The following is a 20,141-nucleotide window of genomic DNA, read 5'->3' on the forward strand; positions in this document are numbered from 1 at the left end:
AGTTAGAAGGAATCGAGGCGAGTAGCTGCCGTGAGCAGTTCACCTTCACCATTTGGACAGAACGAGTGGCTTGTCGAGGAGATGTATCGCAAGTTTCGCGAGGATCCCTCGTCGGTCGACTCGAGTTGGCACGAATTCCTCGTCGACTACTCCCCGGAGCCGTCGACCGAGTCGAGCTCCCCGCCCTCGGCCAGTTCCAACGGCAACGGGTCGGCTCCCGCGAAGACCGTGACGACGACCGAGTCCAAGCCCGCACCGAAGCCCGAGTCGAAGACCGAGCCGAAGCCCAAGGCCGAGGCGAAGACCGAGTCCAAGCCCGCGCCGAAGCAGCAGCCGAAGCCGAAGGCCGAGCCGGCCACGCCGAAGGCAGAACCCGCCAAGGCCGAGGCCGACAAGGCCGGCGACGAAGACCAGGTGTCGGTCATCCGTGGCGCGTCGGCCGCGGTCGTGAAGAACATGAACGCCTCGCTGACGGTGCCGACCGCCACCAGCGTGCGGGCCATCCCCGCGAAGCTGATGATCGACAACCGCGTCGTCATCAACAACCACCTCAAGCGCACCCGCGGCGGCAAGATCAGCTTCACCCACCTGCTGGGGTACGCGATCGTGCAGGCCATCAAGAGCTTCCCGAACCTCAACCGACACTTCACCGAGGTCGACGGCAAGCCGAACGTGGTCACGCCGGCTCACACGAACCTCGGTCTCGCGATCGACCTGCAGACCAAGAACGGCCGCCAGCTGGTGGTCGCCGCCATCAAGCGCTGCGAGACCATGCGCTTCGGCCAGTTCATCGCGGCCTACGAGGACATCGTGCGCCGGGCGCGTGACGGCAAGCTCACCGCCGAGGACTTCGCAGGCGTCACGATCTCGCTGACCAACCCGGGCACCATCGGCACCGTCCACTCGGTGCCTCGGTTGATGAGCGGCCAGGGCGCCATCATCGGCGCGGGAGCCATGGAGTACCCCGCCGAGTTCCAGGGCGCCAGCGAGGAGCGGATCGCCGAGATGGGCCTGGGCAAGCTCATCACCCTGACCTCGACCTACGATCACCGCATCATCCAGGGCGCCGAGTCCGGCGACTTCCTGCGCAAGATCCACGAGCTTCTTCTCTCCGACGACTTCTTCGACGAGATCTTCCGCGAACTGGGCATCCCGTACGAGCCCGTCCGCTGGCGTACCGACAACCCAGACTCGATCTTCGACAAGAACGCGCGGATCATCGAACTGATTGCGGCATACCGCAATCGGGGTCACCTGATGGCCGACATCGACCCGCTGCGGTTGGACAAGACGCGATTCCGCAGCCACCCCGACCTCGACGTGCTGACCCACGGGCTGACGCTGTGGGACCTCGACCGGGTGTTCAAGGTCGACGGCTTCGCCGGCGCCGAGTACAAGAAGCTGCGCGACGTGCTGTCGGTGCTGCGCGACGCGTACTGCCGCCACGTCGGCGTGGAGTACACCCACATCCTGGAACCCGAGCAGCAGAAGTGGATTCAGGAACGCGTCGAGGTCAAGCACGACAAGTTCACCGTCGCCGAGCAGAAGTACATCCTGAGCAAGCTCAACGCCGCCGAGGCGTTCGAGACGTTCCTGCAGACGAAGTACGTTGGGCAGAAGCGCTTCTCGCTCGAGGGCGCCGAGACCGTCATCCCGATGATGGATGCCGTGCTCGACCAGGCCGCCGAACACGGCCTCGACGAGGTCGTCATCGGCATGCCCCACCGCGGACGGCTCAACGTGCTGGCCAACATCGTCGGCAAGCCCGCCTCGCAGATCTTCTCGGAGTTCGAGGGCAACCTGAACCCGAGTCAGGCGCACGGCTCCGGCGACGTGAAGTACCACCTCGGCGCCACCGGCAACTACCTGCAGATGTTCGGCGACAACGACATCGACGTCTCGCTGGTGGCCAACCCCAGTCACCTCGAGGCCGTCGACCCGGTCCTGGAGGGACTGGTGCGCGCCAAGCAGGATCTGGTGGAGTCGACCAACGGCGCCGACGGCCCCGAGAAGTTCTCCGTCGTCCCGCTGATGCTGCACGGCGACGCGGCCTTCGCGGGCCAGGGCGTGGTGGCCGAGACGCTGAACCTCGCACTCCTGCGCGGCTACCGCACCGGCGGCACCATTCACATCATCGTCAACAACCAGATCGGCTTCACCACCTCGCCGCTGGACTCCCGCTCGTCGGAGTACTGCACCGACGTGGCGAAGATGGTGGGAGCGCCCATCTTCCACGTCAACGGCGACGATCCCGAGGCGGCGTCGTGGGTGGCCCGGCTCGCGGTCGACTTCCGGCAGAAGTTCAACAAGGACGTCATCATCGACATGCTGTGCTACCGCCGCCGCGGGCACAACGAGGGCGACGACCCGTCGATGACGCAGCCGGGAATGTACGACGTCATCGACACCAAGCGTGGCGTCCGCAAGACCTACACCGAAGCGCTCATCGGCCGCGGCGACATCTCCATCAAGGAGGCCGAGGACGCGCTGCGCGACTACCAGGGCCAGCTCGAGCGAGTCTTCAACGAGGTCCGTGACCTCGAGAAGCACGACATCGAGCCCAGCGAGTCCGTCGAGGCCGACCAGCAGTTGCCCGCGAAACTCAGTACCGCGGTGGACAAGTCGCTGCTCGCCAGGATTGGCGACGCGCATCTGGCGCTGCCGGAGGGCTTTACCGTCCACCCCCGCGTCAAGCCGGTGCTCGACAAGCGCCGCGAGATGGCCTACGAGGGCAAGGTCGACTGGGCGTTCGGCGAGTTGCTCGCCCTGGGCAGTCTGCTCTCGGAGGGCAAGCTGATCCGCCTCACCGGTCAGGACACCCGCCGCGGCACGTTCACCCAGCGGCACTCGGTGATCATTGACCGCAAGACCGGTGCCGAGTTCACCCCGCTCGAGCTGTTGACGCTCGACGAGGAGGGCGCACCGACCGGCGGCAGGTTCATGGTCTACGACTCGGCGCTCTCGGAGTACGCCGCGGTGGGCTTCGAATACGGCTACTCCGTGGGCAACCCCGACGCAATGGTGTTGTGGGAGGCGCAGTTCGGCGACTTCGTCAACGGCGCCCAGTCGATCATCGACGAATTCATCAGCTCCGGTGAGGCCAAGTGGGGTCAGCTCTCCGACGTCGTGCTGCTGTTGCCGCACGGCCACGAGGGCCAGGGTCCCGACCACACGTCGGGCCGCATCGAGCGATTCCTGCAGGTGTGCGCCGAGGGGTCGATGACGGTGGCGATGCCGTCGACGCCGGCCAACTACTTCCATCTGCTGCGCCGGCACTCGCTGGACGGCATTCACCGGCCGCTGATCGTCTTCACCCCGAAGTCGATGCTGCGCAAGAAGGAAGCCGTCAGCGACATCCGCGACTTCACCGAGCAGAAGTTCCGCTCGATCATGGAGGAGCCGACGTACACCGACGGCGACGGCGACCGCTCGAAGGTCAAGCGGATCCTGCTCACCAGCGGCAAGATCTACTACGACCTCGCCGCACGCAAGGCCAAGGACGGTCGTGACGACGTCGGCATCGTGCGCATCGAGCAGCTCTACCCGCTGGCCAAGCGCCGCCTGCGGGCCACGCTCGACGAGTACCCGAACGCCACGGAGTTCTTCTGGGTGCAGGAGGAGCCGGCCAACCAGGGCGCCTGGCCGACGTTCGGCCTCGCGCTGCCCGAGCAGGTGCCCGACAAGCTGACCGGCATCAAGCGGATCTCTCGTCGCGCGATGTCGGCGCCGTCGTCGGGTTCGTCGAAGGTGCACGCAGTCGAGCAACAGGAGATCATCGACGAGGCGTTCGCCTAGTTCTCGTGCCGCGAGCGTGCGTGTCCGCGTCTCGACACGCCGCTCGCGGTGGGACGGTCACCAGTCGTGGCGTGTTCCCGACACGGAGCGGCGCCGGCTAGTGCAGGCCTTCGCCGATGACGTCGAGCAACCGGTCTGCGATGGTCTGCTTGCGCGAAGGATCGGCTTCGCGCAGGGGTCCGTCGAGAAACAGCGTCGACAGACCGTGGACGGCGGCCCACGCGGCTTCGTCGAGGCCGTCGCGGCGCTCGCGAGGGAGCACTCCGGTGGCCACCAAATCGTCGATGCACCGGATCAGAATCTGGTACGGATGGTGTTCGGAGCGCGGTTCGCCATCGCCGTCGGGGACCCGCGATTGGCCGCCGTCACGGGCTGAGGCCTCGGGTGCGAAAGCCGTTCGGAAAAGCCCCGGTTCGGCAAGGGCAAAGTCGATGTACCCCTGGCCGGTGGCGCGCAAGCGGTCGAGCGCGCGCTGGGCCCGCGGACCTCCAGCGGGCACCGCGTTCATTCGTGCGACCATTGCATCGGCGATCTGCGTCAAGGCGTACTCGGTGACAGCGGCGAGAAGCGCGACACGATCCGCATAGTGTCGGTACGCCGCGGAATTGCTCACCCCGGCCATCCGCTGCACATCGCGCAACACCACCGCGCCCGGTCCGCCGATGCGCGCAAGCTCCACGGCGTGCTCGAGGAGTGCCTGGCGCAGGTTGCCGTGGTGGTAGTTGTCGGCGGTGGCACGCGAACGTCGAACTGTCACAGCGCCTCTCTCAAACCGTCGGTGATGCCAACCCTAACGCCATCGCAGCGCGAAGTGCCGAGGTCACCGGAGGAAGCAGGGCGAGCAACCAGTCCACGACCAACGGCAGCATCTGGCAGTAACCGGCATGGATTTGGCAGTGCCCCGACGAGCACGCTCCGTCCATGAGTGAATCGTTCTCGCAAAACCTTCTGGGCGGACTCCGCCTCGCCGTGGGCCTGCTGTCACTGACGTCACCTGATCTGGCCGCACGGGCCTTTGGCATCGACCCCGACGTGTCCAGCGGGTGGGTCACCCGACTGTTCGGCTCCCGCGAGCTCGCCCTCGCCGCTGCACTGTTGGCCGCCCCCGGCGACCAGGTGCCGACGGTGGCCCGGATCGGCGCGTGCATCGACACCGCGGACCTGGCATCGTCGGTGGTGGAGTTCGCCCGCGGGCGGATCTCGGTCTACAGCCTGGTCAGCGGCGGTGGAGGTGCCGCGCTGTTCGCGCTGCTCGGTCTGGCCGCAGCCAGGCGCGCCGTCCAGGCCGAGCCGACGAACCGTGCGCAGGACGACGCGGGTGCAGACGTGGGATTGGCAGGCCATGACCGTCGCTGACATCAAGGCTCCCGTCGAGTCCACTCGGCGATGAGCCGCCGACGATGGGCCGCCTCCGGTGCGTTCACCGCACTGGTCAGGGACGCCTCCATCGCGGCGACTGCGTCGTCGAAACAACCCATCCGGGCCAGCAGTTCGCCGCGAACGGCATGCCATCGATGATCACCGGCCCCGAGCTTGCAGTGCGCCAGCTCCGTCAAGCCAGCGACGGGTCCGGCCAGCTCGCCGACTGCCACCGCTCTCGCCAGCCGCGCGGCGGAACTCGGGTGCACGTCGACCAGGAGGTCGTAGAGCCGCACCACCTCCGCCCAGTCGGTCTCGGCGTAGCCAGGTGCGACAGCGTGCTCGGCAGCGATCGCCGCCTGCAACTGATACGGATCGGCTACGCAGCCGGTGCGTCGCAGCGATTCGTTCAGCAGCATGCGGCCCTGCTCGATCATCGCTGCGTCCCATGCGTGACGATTCTGCTCGGCCAACGGAACCGGGCCTCCGTTGCCGTCCGTGCGGGCGCTCCGCCGGGCTTCTGTGAGCAGCATCAGTGACAGCACCGCCATCGGTGCGGCCTCGTCGGGCATCAGCGTGCACACCAGCCGGGCTAGACGGATCGCTTCCCGGCAACCGTCGACGTCGGAGAGCCAAGCGCGTCCCGACGCAGTGTGCGCGCTGGTATAGGCGGCGTGCAGCACTGCGCACACCGCGGAAAGACGCTGCGGAAGCTCGTCATCAGGTGGAATCTCATACGGGATACCGGCGCGGGCGATCTTCGTTCTGGTTCGCGTGAGCCGTTTGGCGACAGCGGATTCCGTGGTGAGCAGCACCACGGCGAGTTCGGTGGTGCTGAGCCCGCACAGCGTGCGCAGCGCGAGTACGACCCTGGATTCCAGCGACAACGCAGGATGAGCGCAGGTGAAGATGAGCCTGAGCATGTCGTCGCGCAGGACTTGCTCCGACGGTTCGTCGAAGTCCAGGTGCACCGCGTCACGCTCCCTGCTGGTTCGGACGGATTCACGGCGCAGCGCGTCGATGGCGGCGCGCTTCGCCGTCACGGTCAGCCAGGCCCGAGGCGAGTCGGGTACACCGCTGACGGGCCACTGCCGCAGGGCGCGGATCGCCGCCTCCTGCACGGCGTCCTCGGCGATCTGCAGATCGCCGAGGATCCGGACGAGGGTGGCCAGGATGAGCGTGCCCTCGGTCCGAATCACCTCGGCGAGCCGATCGGGGACGTGGGTCATCCGCCGAAGTCGATGACGGGGCGGACCTCGACCGCTCCGCCCCACGCCGCCGGGATGTCGGCGGCGATTCGTAGTGCCTCGTCCAGATCGGCGGCCTCGATGAGGTAAAAGCCCGTCAGGGCCTCCTTCGTCTCGGCGTACGGCCCGTCACTGAGAACGACGTCCCCACCACGGGCGCCGTTCACTCGCAGCGTGGTCGCGGTGCTGGTCGGGTGGAGCGCGGCACCGCCGCGGATGGCGTCAGCGTGTGCAACGCCAAACTCGCCGTATTCGGCCGTCTCGGCGGCCCGTTCGGGAGCCGACCAGTCGACGTCGGCGGTGTAGAGGATTGCGGCGTACTGAGGCATGACTACTCCTTGATTCGTTGGATCCCCGTGCTGGGATCTCATCAAGGAGACGAACGGAGCGCAGCCGAAAAGGACACCTGACGCATACGGGATTTCACACATTCCCCGCGTCGAGAGCAGGTCCGGCCCATCCCTCCGAGCGAGAAACGGACTCGGCGAGCGCTTTGATTCCAGCGAGGGTGGCCGTCATGCCGCGCTCGAACTGGCGTAGCCGGCTGGCGACGATGTCATCGCGCCGATGCGGCTCGCGAGCCACCATCATCGACACCCCCGAGCGTCCCGGACCGATGCACGCCGTGTAGCGGAGGTCCGTCTCGGCGCCGACAGCGTCTAGGTCGAAACGCCATGTTGCGGCTGGCTTCTCGGGATTGCCCACCGCCCACGCCAGACACCTCGGCTCATCGCACTCCACGATGCGCGAATGCGTCGTCCACGTTCCCATCAACGGATGGGTGTTGGTGCCGGCGAACTGCGCTCCGACCCGAGCCGAGGCGCCGTCGATCCAGCGAGCCGACTGCAATTCGTCACTGAATCTCGGCAGCAGTTCCATGTCGGATACCAATGTCCACACCAGCGGAGCCGGCGCCGCGACGTGCACGCTCACGCTCACGCTGGGACGTAACTGGCTTCGGTGACGAGCGCCCATGTGCCGAACCAGGCTGCGTTTGCTCATGCCCGCACCGCCTCGGCGGGGTGCGCGGGCAGGACGGCGAGCACGAAGAACGCGCCGACCAGGCACACCGCGGCGGCGGTCAGGCAGCCGGCGTGCAGTCCGGTGATGAACGCATCGCTGACCGTGTCGCGCAGCGCGCCGGCGACCGACGGCGGAGATTGAGCTGCCACCTGCAGGCCCTGGGCCAATCCCTCGCGGGCGGTGGCCTCGGCGGCAGCCGGGGCCGTGCGAAGGACCTCGCTCTCGGCGAGCTGGCGGACGTACAGCGTGGCGAAGATGCTGCCGACCACGGCCACGCCGAGCGTGCCGCCAATCTGACGAGTTGCGTCGTTGACCGCCGACCCGGCGCCGGCCTGCTCAGGTCTGACCACCCCCATGATCGAATCCGTTGCTGGCGCGGTCGTCAAGCCGAGGCCGCCGCCGAGGAGCACCATCTGCGCCGCAACCTGGAGGTAGGACACGTCTACTTGGATCGTGGTAACCCAGGCGAACGCCGCGGCGAGCATGAGCAGGCCACTGAACACCACCACCTTGGTGCCGAGACGGGTCACGGCCAGCTGGGTGCCGAGAACGGATCCCACCGCGATCGACAACGCCACCGGCAGGATGCGCACACCGGTCTCCAGGGGCCCGTACCCCTGCAATAGCTGGAAGAACTGGGTGATGAGGAAGATGAAGCCGAACAGCGCGAAGAACGCGACGGTGACCGCGCCGCTGGCCGCACTGAACCGCAGGTTGGCGAACAAGCTGACGTCGATCAGTGGGTCGCGCTGGCGTCGTTCCCACCAGACGAACGCGGCCGCTGCCGTCAGCGCGACGCCGAACCCAAGCAGCGACCGGGATGCCGTCCAGCCGCGTTCGGGTGCCTCGATGATGGTGTAGACCAACGCGCCGAGCATCACGACGGACAGCAGGAGGCCACCGCGGTCGACGCGGGCGCCCGGCTCCGTCGCTGAAGAGCCGGGCAGGAATAGCACGGCGCCTGCGGCGGCAACCAAGGCGATGGGGGCTAGGGCCAGGAAAAGGCTTCCCCACCAAAATGATTCGAGTAGGGCCCCGCCGAGGATCGGTCCGAGCGCGACGCCAAACCCGGTAACGGCACCCCATATTCCGATCGCGGCGGCGCGTTGCTTGGGGTCGCGAAAGGTCTCGGTGATGATCGCCAGCGTGGTCGGGTAGATCAACGCCGCGGCGATCCCCATCACCAAGCGCATGCCGATCAACGCTTCGGTCGACGTGCACGACGCGGCGCCGATACTGCTCGCCACGAAGAGCGCGAGTCCGGTGATCAGCGTGCCGCGTCTGCCGAACTTGTCGCCGGCCGTGCCGCCAGCCAGAACCAGCGCGGCGAATGCGAGGTTGTACGCGTCGACGATCCACTGCAACCCGCGCGTCGATGCGTTGAGTTCCGAATTCAGGGTTGGCAGAGCGACGTTCACGATCGTGGTCTCCACGTTGATGGCCAGTGCCGCGATGAGCACCACGGTCAGTACCAGCGCGGGCCGCACGATTTTGGAAGATGAGTCCACACCATCGGAGGGGTGCTTGGGAATCTCAGTGGTCACGAATCTACCGCCGTAATGTTGACAGAAGTAACATTGCGAGCATGGCACCCGATGTTATTGCTGTCAACATGCGGTCGATCGGGTGACGACGGGTTGTGCGTCGAGAGCGCACAATGACCTGGCGTCCAGGTAGGTGCGACTCCGTGTCGAGTGGGTCGTGGTCAACCCGTGCCAGTTCCCTACTCGTCAGTTAACTGACCGTCGGAGTCACCGAACCAGTCCCTCGTTCCAACTAGATGCCGAGCATCGCCAGCGGGATCGGGGTCTGCCCGTTGACCAGGGACGCGACCGCCGCCGGGCAGAACATCGAAATGGCAATACCGGTGAACATGGTCGCGGGTCCCAGTGGCTTCCCAAGTGCGTCGGACACGTTCGCCGCCACGTTCGCCACCTGCTGTCCCGGCTCGGACAGCATCGGGCAGACCGACTGGCCGACCGACACCGCGGTCGTCGGATCGACGGCTCCGAAGCCGGACGACGTGAGCGCGCCGAGGAATGCGTCGGCACCGGTGTCGGCCCCGGCGGGAGCGGCCAGCGTGCTCGCGGCACCCATGATCGTTACGGACGCGGCCAGCGACGCAACGGTCATTCTGTGGAAGCGGTTCACGAGTCGTCCTTCGCATCGGAGGTGGCATCCGTTACCCGGCGCGGTCGATACCGTCGGTACCGTTTAAGGTCGACGCCAGTTCGATACGCGAGACGAGGGAGTGTTCATGGAGGGCTTCGCCGGTAAGGTCGCCGTCGTCACGGGCGCCGGGTCGGGCATCGGCCAGGCACTGGCCATCGAGCTTGGCCGCTCGGGGGCCAAGGTCGCCATCAGCGACGTCGACGTCGAGGGTCTGGCCGTGACCGAGGCTCGGCTCAAGGCGATTGGGGCGCCAGTCAAGGCCGACCGCCTCGACGTCACCGAGCGCGAGGCGTTCGAGTTGTACGCCGACGCCGTCAAGGCGCACTTCGGCAAGGTCAACCAGATCTACAACAACGCCGGCATCGCCTACACCGGCGACGTCGAGGTCAGCTCGTACAAGGACATCGAACGCGTGATGGACGTCGACTTCTGGGGCGTCGTCAACGGCACGAAGGCCTTCCTGCCGCACCTCATCGAGTCCGGCGACGGGCACGTGGTCAACGTCTCGAGCCTCTTCGGCATCTTCGCGGTGCCCGGCCAAGCCGCCTACAACGCGGCCAAGTTCGCGGTGCGCGGGTTCACCGAGGCGCTGCGCCAGGAGATGATCTCCGGCAAGCGTCCCGTGAAGGTGACCACGGTGCATCCCGGTGGCATCAAGACCGCCATCGCCCGCAACGCCACCGCGGCCGAGGGCATCGACGCCCAAGAACTCGCGAAGGTGTTCGACAAGAAGCTGGCCTACACCTCACCGGAGAAGGCGGCGAAGATCATCCTCGAGGCCGTGCGCAAGAACAAGCCCCGCGTGCTCGTCGGCGCCGACGCCAAGGTGCTCGACGTCATCGTGCGTCTCACCGGCTCGGGCTACCAGCGACTGTTCTCCTCGGCGATCTCGAGGGCCCTGCCCAACGTCCACTAGGGCTAGTGGCCCAGCGGATGCGCCGAGAGCCAGTCCTCGGCGACCGCACCGGGTTCGGCACCCTTGGCCACCTTGCCCAGCATGTCGGCCAGTGAGCCGGTGTCCAGCTCGCCGGCAATCTCGTTGAGCGCCAGCACTTGCCGCTCGTCGAGCTCGTTGCGCCGATACAGCGGCACCACGTTCTCGGCGCGAATGGCCGAGGTCTCGTCACTGAGGACCACGACGTCGTCGGGAGTCTGCGGCACCGCGGTCGACGTCCACGCCGCGACGACCCGGCCCGATCGCAGGGCTGCCACCAACGCTGCGGCCGTGGGGAATTCGACGGCCGCGGGCAGCCGGCACGTCGCCACCGCCGTCGGGGCGGGGGCACCGGCGACCTTGCCGACCGTCAGCCCCGGGCAGCGACGGGCCACCGCCGCGACGTCGCGGCCACCCCACGTGCGGGCCGTCGCCTCGGTGACCGCCAGCGCGGGTTTGTCCTGCGCGGACTGCGCGTAGTCGCCGGCGCCGATGCCCTCCGGCAGCGCCGAGATCATCGAGCGGTAGACCTGTTCGGGTGCGCGCGCCGTCGCATCGGGATCGAAGCGGACCAGCAGCCGTCCGGTGAAACCCGGCGCCACTTCGACGTCGCCGGTGTCGAGTTCGGCCAGGGGATCGGGACCCTGCTCGACGTGAGCCGCGCTGCCGTAGGACCGCAGCGCTGCCGCGTAGAGGTGGGCGAGCAGAGTGGTGACGGCGTCCGGCCCGGTCCCGACGGCCAGCGACGTCGCCGGCGTCGAATTGCCGCACGCGGCGACCACCAGCACGGCGAGCAGCGCCGCCACCCGTGCCAAGACCACCGCGCCAGGCTACTTCACGACCGCCGGCCGCCGACCGTCCGCGTCGGCCCGCCACACAGGCTTTGGGCGTACGATTCGCAGCGGTCAATTCGGGGCTCAACGGAGCTGCTCCGCCCGCCGAGGGGAGGACGTTCGTGCCGTCTTTTCGTGCCTTGCAGCCGTCGATGCTGCGTCCGCCCAACCGGCGGACGTCCGAGCCGGATGCCAGTTCGATCCACGTCCCGGTCGCCAGGGCGATGGTGGACTGCGGCGTCTACGCCGACGGTGGGCGCCTGCCCGGCAAGTACACCCACGCCGCGGCGCTGGCCAAGGTCAGGGAGCTTCAGCGCGAGGAGGTGAAGGCCTTCGTCTGGATCGGACTGCACGAACCCGACGACCGCCAGATGCAGGCCGTCGCCGACGTGTTCGGCCTTCACGAACTCGCCGTCGAGGACGCCGTGCACGCCCACCAGCGGCCCAAGCTGGAGCGTTACGACAACACCTTGTTCCTGGTGCTCAAGACCATCATGTACGTCGAGCACGAATCGGTGGCGAAGGCCAGGGAGATCGTCGAGACCGGCGAGATCATGATCTTCGTCGGCCCGGACTTCGTCGTGACGGTCCGCCACGGCGACCACGGTGGCCTGGCCACCGTGCGCAAGCGCATGGACGCCACCCCGGCCAACTGTGCGCTGGGGCCGTATGCGGTGCTGCACGCGATCGCCGACCACGTCGTGGACCACTACCTAGAGGTCACCGACCTCGTCGAGACCGACATCGACGCGATGGAGGAGAACGTCTTCTCCCCCACCTCCGAGACCGACATCGAGCACATCTACCTGCTCAAGCGGGAGGTCGTCGAGATGCGGCGGGCGGTGGGCCCGCTGAACCTCGCGCTACAACGCCTTGGCACCGATCACAACGACCTCATCTCCAAGGAGGTCCGGCGCTACATCCGCGACGTCGTCGACCACAACACCCAGGCCTCGGACCGCATCGCCAGCTACGACGAGGTGCTCAGCTCGCTGGTGCAGGCCGCCGTCGGCAAGGTGTCGATGCAGCAGAACATGGACATGCGCAAGATCTCGGCGTGGGTGGCGATCGCGGCCGTTCCGACCGCGATCGCCGGTATCTACGGGATGAACTTCGAGCACATGCCCGAGCTGGCCTGGACCTTCGGCTACCCCATGGTGCTGCTGATCATGGCGACGGTGTGTTCGGGCCTGTACTTCACCTTCCGTCGCAACCACTGGCTGTGACCGACTGACTCAGCTCGGGCTGGCCGCCCGCCGCCGTTGGTCCCGAACGTCGACCCCGTCGACCCTCCAGGCCTCCCGCATCGCCTCGGCACCCTTGAGCCGCACCCAGGCCGCCTCCGTCGGCGTGATCGGGATCGCCGACAGGATCCGCACCGGCTCGAAGGGGGGCGGCAGTTCCACGTCGTCGACGTCGCCGGGACCCAGCAGCACCGCCGTGAACGGCGCACCCTCCCACAGTGGCGTCTCGAGGTCGACCAGGGCATCCGGCACCAGCACGAGACCCTCGACCGCCGGTGCCGCCGCGACGACGGCGATCGAGCGAGCCAGTCCCGCCGGAGTCGAACCACGAAGCGCCACTACGACTTCGGCACGCGGACCGCTCGTCGAGTCGACGACCATCGAGGTCGGGTCGAGCATCGCGTGTCGGGAACAGCCCAGCGACACGTGGTGCATGGTGCCGTCGGGATCCGGCCCGAAGCGCAGCACGTCGATCGACTCGGCACCGAGGAAGGTGACGCTGGCGACGGTCGGTTCACCTCCGGCGCCAATGCGGTCGAAGTGCTCGGCCAGCCGGGCGCGGACCGCGGCGAGTACGTCGGTCACTCGGCGGGCGGGATGGACAGGTTCGCGCCGGTGTCCGCGTCGAACAGCGTCAGCTTCGAGGTGTCGAAGGCCAGCTCGGCCGGCTGCCCGGCAACGGCCTTCGTCTCGGCGGGAACGCGTGCCACGAACTGGTTGGCACCGATGCCGGACTCCGTGCTCAGCTCCGCGAGCTGAGCGGCCTGGGCGCCCTCACCCTCGGTGTGGAAGTGGACGTACTTGTCGGACCCGAGCGACTCGACGAGGTCGACCGTGACCTCGAAGGTCAGCGCCTTGATGCGGGCATAAGTGTCGATCAGCGCCGCGTCGTCGATGTGCTCGGGCCGCACACCGGCGATCACGTTGCGGGGCTTGGGATGCCGCGCCAGCATGTCGTGGACCTCGGTGGTCAGGGTGACCTCGCCGAAGGGCAACCGCACCCCGACGTCGGTCAACGTGGCCGGGAAGAAGTTCATCGACGGGGACCCGATGAAGCCGGCGACGAACAGGTTGGCCGGTCGGTGGTAGAGCTCGTCGGGCGTGCCGATCTGCTGAGCCACCCCGGCGAGCATCACCACGACGCGGTCGCCGAGCGTCATGGCCTCGGTCTGGTCGTGGGTGACGTAGACGGTGGTGGTGCCCAACCGGTTCTGCAGCCGTGCGATCTCGGCCCGCATCTGCACCCGCAGCTTCGCGTCGAGGTTGCTCAACGGCTCGTCCATCAGAAAGGCCTTGGGGCTGCGGACGATTGCACGTCCCATCGCGACGCGCTGCCGCTGACCGCCGGAGAGTTGCCCGGGCTTGCGATCGAGCAGTTCGGTCAGGTCGAGGATCCTGGCGGTCTCCTCGACCTTGGCCGCGACGTCGGCCTTGGCCATCTTCGCCAACACGAGGGGGAAGGCGATGTTCTGGCGCACCGTCATGTGGGGGTAGAGCGCGTAGGACTGGAAGACCATCGCGATGTCGCGGTCCTTGGCGGCCTTCTCGTTGACGCGGTCGCCCCCGATGCGCAACTCACCGGAGGTGATGTCCTCCAACCCGGCGATCATGTTCAGCGTCGTGGACTTTCCGCATCCCGACGGGCCGACCAGGATGATGAACTCGCCGTCGGCGATGGTGATGGACAGGTCCTTCACCGCCGGCGCGCCTCCGGCGTAGCTCTTCGCGACGCGGTCCAACACGATCTCGGCCATGGCCTACCCCTTCACCGCGCCGGACGTCAGCCCGGCGACGATACGTCGTTGGAAGATGAGTACGAAGACGACGATCGGCACCGTGATGACCATCGCGCCCGCGGCAATCGATCCGGTCGGCTCCTCGAATTGTGAACTGCCCGTGAAGTTCGCGATCGCCACGGGCGCGGTGATGGCCCGTTGCGTCGCGGTCAGCGACAACGCCAGCAACAGGTCGTTCCACGCGAAGATGAACACCAGGATGGCCGCGGTCACGATACCCGGCGCCGCGAGCGGGGCGACCACCTTGCTGAACGCCTGCCACGGCGTGGCGCCGTCCATCTTCGCCGCCTTCTCCAGATCCCACGGGATCTCCTTGAAGAACGCCGACATGGTGTAGATGGCCAGCGGAAGGGCGAACGTGATGTACGGGATGACGAGCCCGGGCCAGGTGTCGAACAACCCGATCGAGCGTTCGATGTTGAACAGCGGTGTCACCAGCGAGATCTGGGGGAACATCGCGATCAGCAGCGCGACTCCCACCAGCACCCGCTTGCCCGGGAACGCCAGCCTGGCGATCGCGTAGGCGGCCATGCCGCCGACGACGACGGCGATCACCGTGGTGATGAGCCCGATGCCGATGGAGTTGACCAGAGCCGAGCTGAACGTGTTGCCCTGGAAGATCGCCTTGTAGTTGTCGAACGTCACCTGCGTCGGAATGAAGTTGCCGTCCTTGACCGTCGAGGTGGGTTTGAGCGACAGCGACAGGATCCACAGCACCGGGAACAGCGCATAGAGGACGACCAGGACGTTGACGACGATCCACCCGGTGGCGCGACGCGGGCTCACCCGTTCACTCATCGGGACTCCTGGTCGGCACCGGGTGCCGCCGCCCCGAACAGCTTGACGTAGACGAACGCGATCACCGCGACGGTCAGGAAGATGAGAACGCTGATGGCCGAACCAAGTCCGAGGTTGAAGGCCTTGAACAGGTTGTCATAGCCCAGGATCGACACCGATCCGGTGTCGTTCGCGCCGCCGGTCAACACGTAGACGTTGTCGAAGATCCGGAACGCGTCCAGTGTGCGGAACAGCAGGGCCACCAGGATCGCCGGCTTGATGAGCGGCAGGATCACCTTGGTCAGCCGCTTCCACGCGCCGGCGCCGTCCATCTGGGCCGCGTTGAGCAGGTCCTGGGGCACCAGGGCCAGACCGGCCAGCAACAGCAGCGCCATGAAGGGGGTCGTCTTCCACACCTCGGCGAGCACCACGATGGCCAGGGACGGGATCTGCTCGGTCAGGGGGGCCACACCGGCGGGCAGCAGGTTGGCCAGATAGCCGGTGCCCGGGGTCCACGCGTAGTACCAGCTGTAGGACGCGGCCACGGTGACGATGCCGTAGGGAATCAGGATGGCCGTGCGGACGACGCCCTTGCCGAAGATCGTGCGGTGCATCACCAAGGCGAGCGCCATGCCGAGCACGAACTCGATGGCCACCGAGACGACGGTGATCGCCAGCGTGACGCCAAAGGCCGTCCACCAGTACCGGTCACCGAGAATGGTCGCGTAGTTGTCGAACCAGACGAACGCGGTGTCGTTGGGCGCCGCCAGGTTGTAGCGCTGCAGGCTGAGCCACACGGCGTACACGATCGGATAGGCGGTCACCGCCAGCATGAGCACGACGGCGGGACTGATCAACCAGAACGCCAGGCGGCGTTCGGATTTGCGGTCGTCCTGCGCGGGAGCGGTCACGGGATCAGGCCCTTGCCGTCGATGGCCTTCTGCACCTGTTCGGCCAGTTCGTCGGCGGTGCGCTCCGGGTCGATGCCGGTGATCGGGGCGAGCGTCGCCGAGATCCGGGTCGACACCGACTGGTAGACCGGCGTGGCGGGCCGTACGGCGGCGTTGGTCAGCTGGTCCCGAATGATGGCGTACTGCGGATACTTCTTCTGGAACTCGGGGTCGTCGTACAGCGACGTGCGGACGGCGGGCAGGCCACCTTCGACGGAGGTGTACCGCTGATTCTCGACGTTGCGCAGGCAGCGGATCGCCTCGAACGCCTCGGCGCGATGCCGGGTGTTCTTGCCCACCGCGAGGTTGAGGCCGCCAAGTGTCACCTTGGCCTGCTGCCCGGGCACGACGCCGGGATAGTTGGCGAACCCGAACACCGCCTTGCTGGCGTCGTAGGCGGCGTCGAACTGTTCGTCGCTGGGCTTGAACGTCCCGAGGTCGTCGATGCTGCCCTTGAGGTCGTCGCGTTCGTCGAGCGGCAGGAAGGGCACGCCACCCTTGACGGCGTTCTCGAGCATCGACGGAAGGACGAACGGCCAGTTGACCTCCAGGGCGGCCTTGCCCTGCTCGAGAGCAAGTCGCGCAGAGGCCTCGTCGGTCTGGGTGATCGACGGATCGGCCCCCGGCGCGGTGGCGACGGCCTTGATGATCTGCAGGGCCTTCACCGTGGCCGCCCGGTGTTCGGGGGTGTCGGTGAGCGTGACGGTCTTGCCGTCGTCGGAGAGCACTTGGCCGCCGGCGCTGGCCAGCAGCGTGTTGAACCAGACGACCAGGCCTTCGTACTGCTTGGCCTGCAACGCTATCCAGCTCGGCTTGCCCTCGTCGTGCAGGCGGGTCGCCTCACTGATCATGTCGTCCCAGGTCTGCGGCGGGCTGGGCATCAAATCGGCCCGATACCACAGCAATTGGGTGTTGGTGGTGATGGGCGAGGCGTAGAGCTGGTCGTGCCACGTGGCCGTCTGCAGCGGTCCGGGCAGCGTGTCGGCCCGGGCGTCGGCCTCGGCTTGGCCGGCCGGATCGTCCGACAACGGCAATGCCCAACCCGCCTCGGCGAACTCGGCGGTCCAGACGACGTCGAGAGCCATGACGTCGAGCGACGCGTCGTTGCCCGTCAGCCGGCGCGCCAGCTGAAGCCGCTGATCGTCGGCACCCTTGGGGAGACTGATCTGCTTGATGGTGAAGCGGCCGCCGAGCTCGTCGTTGCACCGCTTCGCGACCGCGGTGAAGGTCGCCATCTCGTTGGCGGGGGTGTAGTAATTGACGACGATGCCGCCGCTGGCAGCACCGCAAGCCGAAACGAGTGACGCGGCCGTCAGTCCAGCCAACGCCGCAGCGCCCAGCCGCCCAACCCGCACACCGTCTCCCGTCCGCATCCCCGAGGTCGCCGCCGGGGCAGCTTCGGGCGGGACCGTCCCGCGCTCGAACCGTAGAGCGAGTTACGAGCGATGCGCAACACTTCTGCACCATCGCGTCTCGATCGTGATGCTCCGGCAACCTTCGTGCGTTATCACCGGCGGGTGGGCGCGCGGCGCCGCGTGACCCTAGATGGTCAAGCGCGCCAACAGATCCCGGCCCTGCTCGGCGCTCTGGGGATCGCACAGCACGTCGTAGCGCCCGGCAACCAACTGCATCGTCGAGCTGAAATCTCTTGTGCCCCGCGCCATCGCGTACTGCAGCCCCGATGTGATCAGCCCGAAGAACACGCCCGCGATCAGCCCCGCGATCAGCGATCCCCACGGACTCGGACCGAAGAATCCGAGGACGAGTCCGATGAACAGACCCAACCACGCGCCCGTCAACGCGCCGCCGCCGAGCACGCGTGGCCAGGTGAGCCGGCCGGTGACGCGCTCGACCTGCATGAGGTCCACGCCCACGATCGTCACCTGCTGCACCGGGAACTCTTGGTCGGAGAGGTGGTCGACGGCGCGCTGCGCCTCGGCATAGGTCGGGTAGGAGGCGATGGGCCAGCCCTTGGGCGGAGTCGGAAGCGAAGCGAATCCTCCACGGCCCTGGTTCTGCCCAGCCCGCCCCGGATTCTGAAGTGGGTTCGTCATCGTCTGTGTCCTCGTTCTGTCGTATCGGGTCGTGGTCGAGGGTGATCCCTCCTGCCATTCTCAACGTTCGAGGTACCCGATGAGTGCCGTCCGGGCGAGGAACTCTGGCAAATCCGTGCTCCGGTAGTCTTGGACCCCATGACACCGCCCACCACGACGGCGAGGCGCACCAATCGCACGGCCGTCGCGTCGCTGGCGGCGTCGGTGGTGACGGTGTTCGGGATCGGATCGATCCTCGGCATCGCCCTGGGCGTCTTCGCCCTGAATCAGATCGTGGTGACCGGTGAACGCGGTCGCGGACTGGCGACGGCGGGCATCCTCGTCGGCGCCGTCACCCTCCTGTTGAGCATGACGGCAATCGTGATGGGACTGAGCACGCTATGAGCACTGGATCCGACGAACCCAACCACGGCCGGGAGTACCCGCCGCTGGAGAACTCCCCGCAGCAGGGCGATCCGTATGCGCCAGTGGACTATCCGACCGAGTCGACCAACCCGCCACAGAACTACGGCGCGCCGACCGAGTACCAGCAGCCCGGCTATCAGCAGTCCGGCTATCAGCAACCCGATTACCAGCAGGCCCCCTACCAGCAGGCCGGCTACCCACCGCCGGGGTATCCCCAGCCGGGCCATCCCCAAGGTGGCTACCCGCCGCCCGGTTACCCGCCGCCCGGTTACCCGCCGCCCGGTTACCCGCCTCAGTATCAAGGCGGCTACGCCTACGACCCCTACGCCCCGGCGCGACCCGCGGGCACCAACGGCAAGGCCATCGCCGCGTTGGTGACGTCGTTGGTCGGGCTGTTCTTCTGCGGTGTGCCCGCCATCTTCGGCCTGATCCTCGGCGTCATCGCGATGCGCGAGACCCGGCGGACGGGGCAGGAGGGCCACGGCATGGCGTTGGCGGGTGTCATCGTCGGCGCACTCGCCGTCGCGGGTTGGGTGGTCTACGCCGTCGTCATCTTCCTGGCGATCGCGGTCACGTCGACGCCCACGTACGGCTACTGAACCGGCAGTTCGAACGGGGCCGAGGTCCGCGCCAGGCCCGCGGCCCGACCCTTGCCCGCGACCACCAGCGCCATCTTGCGGCTCGCCTCGTCGATCATCTCGTCGCCGAGCATCACCGCGCCCCTGGCCCCACCGGCCCTCGACGTGTGCCACTCGTAGGCTTCGAGGATCAGCTCGGCGTGGTCGTAGTCGGCCTGCCTCGGGCTGAAGATCTCGTTGCCGGCCGCGATCTGGTCCGGGTGCAACACCCACTTGCCGTCGTAACCGAGCGCCGCGGCGCGCCCGGCCACCCGCCGGAAGGCCTCGACGTCGCGCACCTTGAGGAACGGGCCGTCGATCGCGTTGATCCCCCGGGCCCGCGCCGCGACGAGGATGCGCATGAACACGTGATGGTGCGCGTCGCCGACGTCGTACCCCTCGGGTTGCTCGCCGACGACCAGGGTGCGCATGTTCAGGCTCGCCATCATGTCGGCGGGGCCGAGCACGAGGGCTTGCACCCGAGGTGCCGCGGCGATCGCGTCGACGTTGGTGAGCCCCTGGGCGTTCTCGATCTGCGCCTCGACGCCGATGCGCCCCAACGGCAATCCGTGGGTGATCTCCAGCTGGGTCAGCAGGAGGTCCAGAGCGTGCACGTGGGAGACGTCGGTCACCTTCGGCAGGACGACGACGTCGAGGACGCTGCCCGCCGTCGCGACGACCTCGATGACGTCGGCGTGCGTCCACGGCGTCGTCCAGTCGTTGACGCGCACCCCGCGCAGCTGCCCGGCCCAGCCGCCGGCGGCGAGACTCTCGGCCACCCGAGTGCGGGCGTGCGCCTTGGCATCTGAGGCCACCGAGTCCTCCAGGTCGAGGAACACCTGATCGGCGGGGAGCTGCTTGGCCTTCTCGATCATCTTGGAGCTGCTGCCGGGAACCGAAAGGCACGTTCTGCGGGGGCGATAGAGGTTCTCCAC

20 protein-coding genes are annotated in these 20,141 nt (G+C 67.5%); 6 read left to right on the forward strand and 14 right to left on the reverse strand.

Annotated features, from left to right (window positions below):
- Positions 1-30 precede the first annotated feature (30 nt).
- On the forward strand, positions 31-3,795 hold the full coding sequence (locus tag ABZ195_RS24680; protein WP_355222427.1) for a multifunctional oxoglutarate decarboxylase/oxoglutarate dehydrogenase thiamine pyrophosphate-binding subunit/dihydrolipoyllysine-residue succinyltransferase subunit: 3,765 nt from the start codon (positions 31-33) through the stop codon (positions 3,793-3,795).
- Between the two features lie 97 nt (positions 3,796-3,892).
- On the opposite strand, the gene ABZ195_RS24685 is transcribed toward ABZ195_RS24680, so the two are convergent.
- Positions 3,893-4,474 (reverse strand): TetR-like C-terminal domain-containing protein, encoded by a 582-nt coding sequence (locus ABZ195_RS24685; protein ID WP_355222429.1) that lies wholly within the window; start codon positions 4,472-4,474, stop codon positions 3,893-3,895.
- 242 nt (positions 4,475-4,716) lie between these two features.
- On the opposite strand from ABZ195_RS24685, the gene ABZ195_RS24690 reads away from it, so the two are divergent.
- A complete protein-coding gene (locus ABZ195_RS24690; protein ID WP_355222431.1) occupies positions 4,717-5,151 on the forward strand; it encodes a hypothetical protein in 435 nt (144 codons plus the stop codon).
- Positions 5,152-5,153: 2 nt separating this feature from the next.
- Here the strand turns inward: ABZ195_RS24690 and ABZ195_RS24695 are convergent, their stop codons facing one another.
- The 5 genes from ABZ195_RS24695 to ABZ195_RS24715 form a co-directional block, all read right to left on the reverse strand.
- Complete coding sequence (locus tag ABZ195_RS24695; protein ID WP_355222433.1) at positions 5,154-6,383, reverse strand: sigma-70 family RNA polymerase sigma factor; 1,230 nt, start codon at positions 6,381-6,383, stop codon at positions 5,154-5,156.
- Positions 6,380-6,730: a YciI family protein gene (locus ABZ195_RS24700; RefSeq protein ID WP_355222434.1), complete on the reverse strand. Its 351-nt coding sequence runs from the start codon at positions 6,728-6,730 to the stop codon at positions 6,380-6,382. Before ABZ195_RS24700 ends, ABZ195_RS24695 begins: the two co-directional genes overlap by 4 nt.
- A gap of 94 nt (positions 6,731-6,824) precedes the next feature.
- Entirely contained in the window at positions 6,825-7,340 is a 516-nt protein-coding gene (locus ABZ195_RS24705) for an SRPBCC family protein (protein WP_355222436.1), read from the reverse strand.
- A 59-nt stretch (positions 7,341-7,399) separates the two neighbouring features.
- Positions 7,400-8,911, reverse strand: coding sequence for a DHA2 family efflux MFS transporter permease subunit (locus ABZ195_RS24710; RefSeq protein ID WP_355222437.1), 1,512 nt, complete (start codon positions 8,909-8,911; stop codon positions 7,400-7,402).
- A 289-nt stretch (positions 8,912-9,200) separates the two neighbouring features.
- A complete protein-coding gene (locus tag ABZ195_RS24715; protein ID WP_355222537.1) occupies positions 9,201-9,557 on the reverse strand; it encodes a DUF732 domain-containing protein in 357 nt (118 codons plus the stop codon).
- 124 nt (positions 9,558-9,681) lie between these two features.
- On the opposite strand from ABZ195_RS24715, the gene ABZ195_RS24720 reads away from it, so the two are divergent.
- The gene (locus ABZ195_RS24720) at positions 9,682-10,512 is read left to right on the forward strand and encodes an SDR family NAD(P)-dependent oxidoreductase (protein ID WP_355222439.1); all 831 of its coding nucleotides are present in this window, start codon (positions 9,682-9,684) and stop codon (positions 10,510-10,512) included.
- 2 nt (positions 10,513-10,514) lie between these two features.
- On the opposite strand, the gene ABZ195_RS24725 is transcribed toward ABZ195_RS24720, so the two are convergent.
- On the reverse strand, positions 10,515-11,345 hold the full coding sequence (locus ABZ195_RS24725; protein ID WP_355222539.1) for a glycine betaine ABC transporter substrate-binding protein: 831 nt from the start codon (positions 11,343-11,345) through the stop codon (positions 10,515-10,517).
- Positions 11,346-11,485: 140 nt separating this feature from the next.
- On the opposite strand from ABZ195_RS24725, the gene corA reads away from it, so the two are divergent.
- Positions 11,486-12,589 carry a magnesium/cobalt transporter CorA gene (corA, locus tag ABZ195_RS24730; RefSeq protein WP_355222441.1) on the forward strand — a complete coding sequence of 368 codons (1,104 nt, stop codon included), beginning with the start codon at positions 11,486-11,488 and terminating at the stop codon, positions 12,587-12,589.
- 9 nt (positions 12,590-12,598) lie between these two features.
- Here the strand turns inward: corA and ABZ195_RS24735 are convergent, their stop codons facing one another.
- From ABZ195_RS24735 to ABZ195_RS24760, 6 genes are all read right to left on the reverse strand, one after another.
- Positions 12,599-13,192: a suppressor of fused domain protein gene (locus ABZ195_RS24735; RefSeq protein ID WP_355222443.1), complete on the reverse strand. Its 594-nt coding sequence runs from the start codon at positions 13,190-13,192 to the stop codon at positions 12,599-12,601.
- Positions 13,189-14,361, reverse strand: coding sequence for a sn-glycerol-3-phosphate ABC transporter ATP-binding protein UgpC (gene ugpC, locus ABZ195_RS24740; RefSeq protein ID WP_355222444.1), 1,173 nt, complete (start codon positions 14,359-14,361; stop codon positions 13,189-13,191). The genes ABZ195_RS24735 and ugpC overlap by 4 nt, the downstream gene beginning before the upstream one ends.
- A 3-nt stretch (positions 14,362-14,364) precedes the next feature.
- A complete protein-coding gene (locus tag ABZ195_RS24745; protein WP_355222541.1) occupies positions 14,365-15,189 on the reverse strand; it encodes a carbohydrate ABC transporter permease in 825 nt (274 codons plus the stop codon).
- An 8-nt stretch (positions 15,190-15,197) separates the two neighbouring features.
- Positions 15,198-16,091: a sugar ABC transporter permease gene (locus tag ABZ195_RS24750; RefSeq protein WP_355222446.1), complete on the reverse strand. Its 894-nt coding sequence runs from the start codon at positions 16,089-16,091 to the stop codon at positions 15,198-15,200.
- On the reverse strand, positions 16,088-17,485 hold the full coding sequence (locus ABZ195_RS24755) for an ABC transporter substrate-binding protein (RefSeq protein WP_355222448.1): 1,398 nt from the start codon (positions 17,483-17,485) through the stop codon (positions 16,088-16,090). The genes ABZ195_RS24750 and ABZ195_RS24755 overlap by 4 nt, the downstream gene beginning before the upstream one ends.
- A 186-nt stretch (positions 17,486-17,671) precedes the next feature.
- Entirely contained in the window at positions 17,672-18,184 is a 513-nt protein-coding gene (locus tag ABZ195_RS24760) for a general stress protein (protein WP_355222450.1), read from the reverse strand.
- Between the two features lie 138 nt (positions 18,185-18,322).
- On the opposite strand from ABZ195_RS24760, the gene ABZ195_RS24765 reads away from it, so the two are divergent.
- Both ABZ195_RS24765 and ABZ195_RS24770 read left to right on the forward strand, forming a co-directional pair.
- Entirely contained in the window at positions 18,323-18,568 is a 246-nt protein-coding gene (locus tag ABZ195_RS24765) for a DUF4190 domain-containing protein (protein ID WP_355222452.1), read from the forward strand.
- Complete coding sequence (locus ABZ195_RS24770; protein ID WP_355222454.1) at positions 18,565-19,188, forward strand: DUF4190 domain-containing protein; 624 nt, start codon at positions 18,565-18,567, stop codon at positions 19,186-19,188. Before ABZ195_RS24765 ends, ABZ195_RS24770 begins: the two co-directional genes overlap by 4 nt.
- On the opposite strand, the gene ABZ195_RS24775 is transcribed toward ABZ195_RS24770, so the two are convergent.
- Positions 19,182-20,141: a CoA ester lyase gene (locus ABZ195_RS24775; RefSeq protein ID WP_355222456.1), complete on the reverse strand. Its 960-nt coding sequence runs from the start codon at positions 20,139-20,141 to the stop codon at positions 19,182-19,184. The two genes, ABZ195_RS24770 and ABZ195_RS24775, sit on opposite strands and share 7 nt — an antisense overlap.

This window comes from Mycobacterium sp. NPDC006124 (genome assembly GCF_040614235.1).
Classification (GTDB): domain Bacteria; phylum Actinomycetota; class Actinomycetes; order Mycobacteriales; family Mycobacteriaceae; genus Mycobacterium.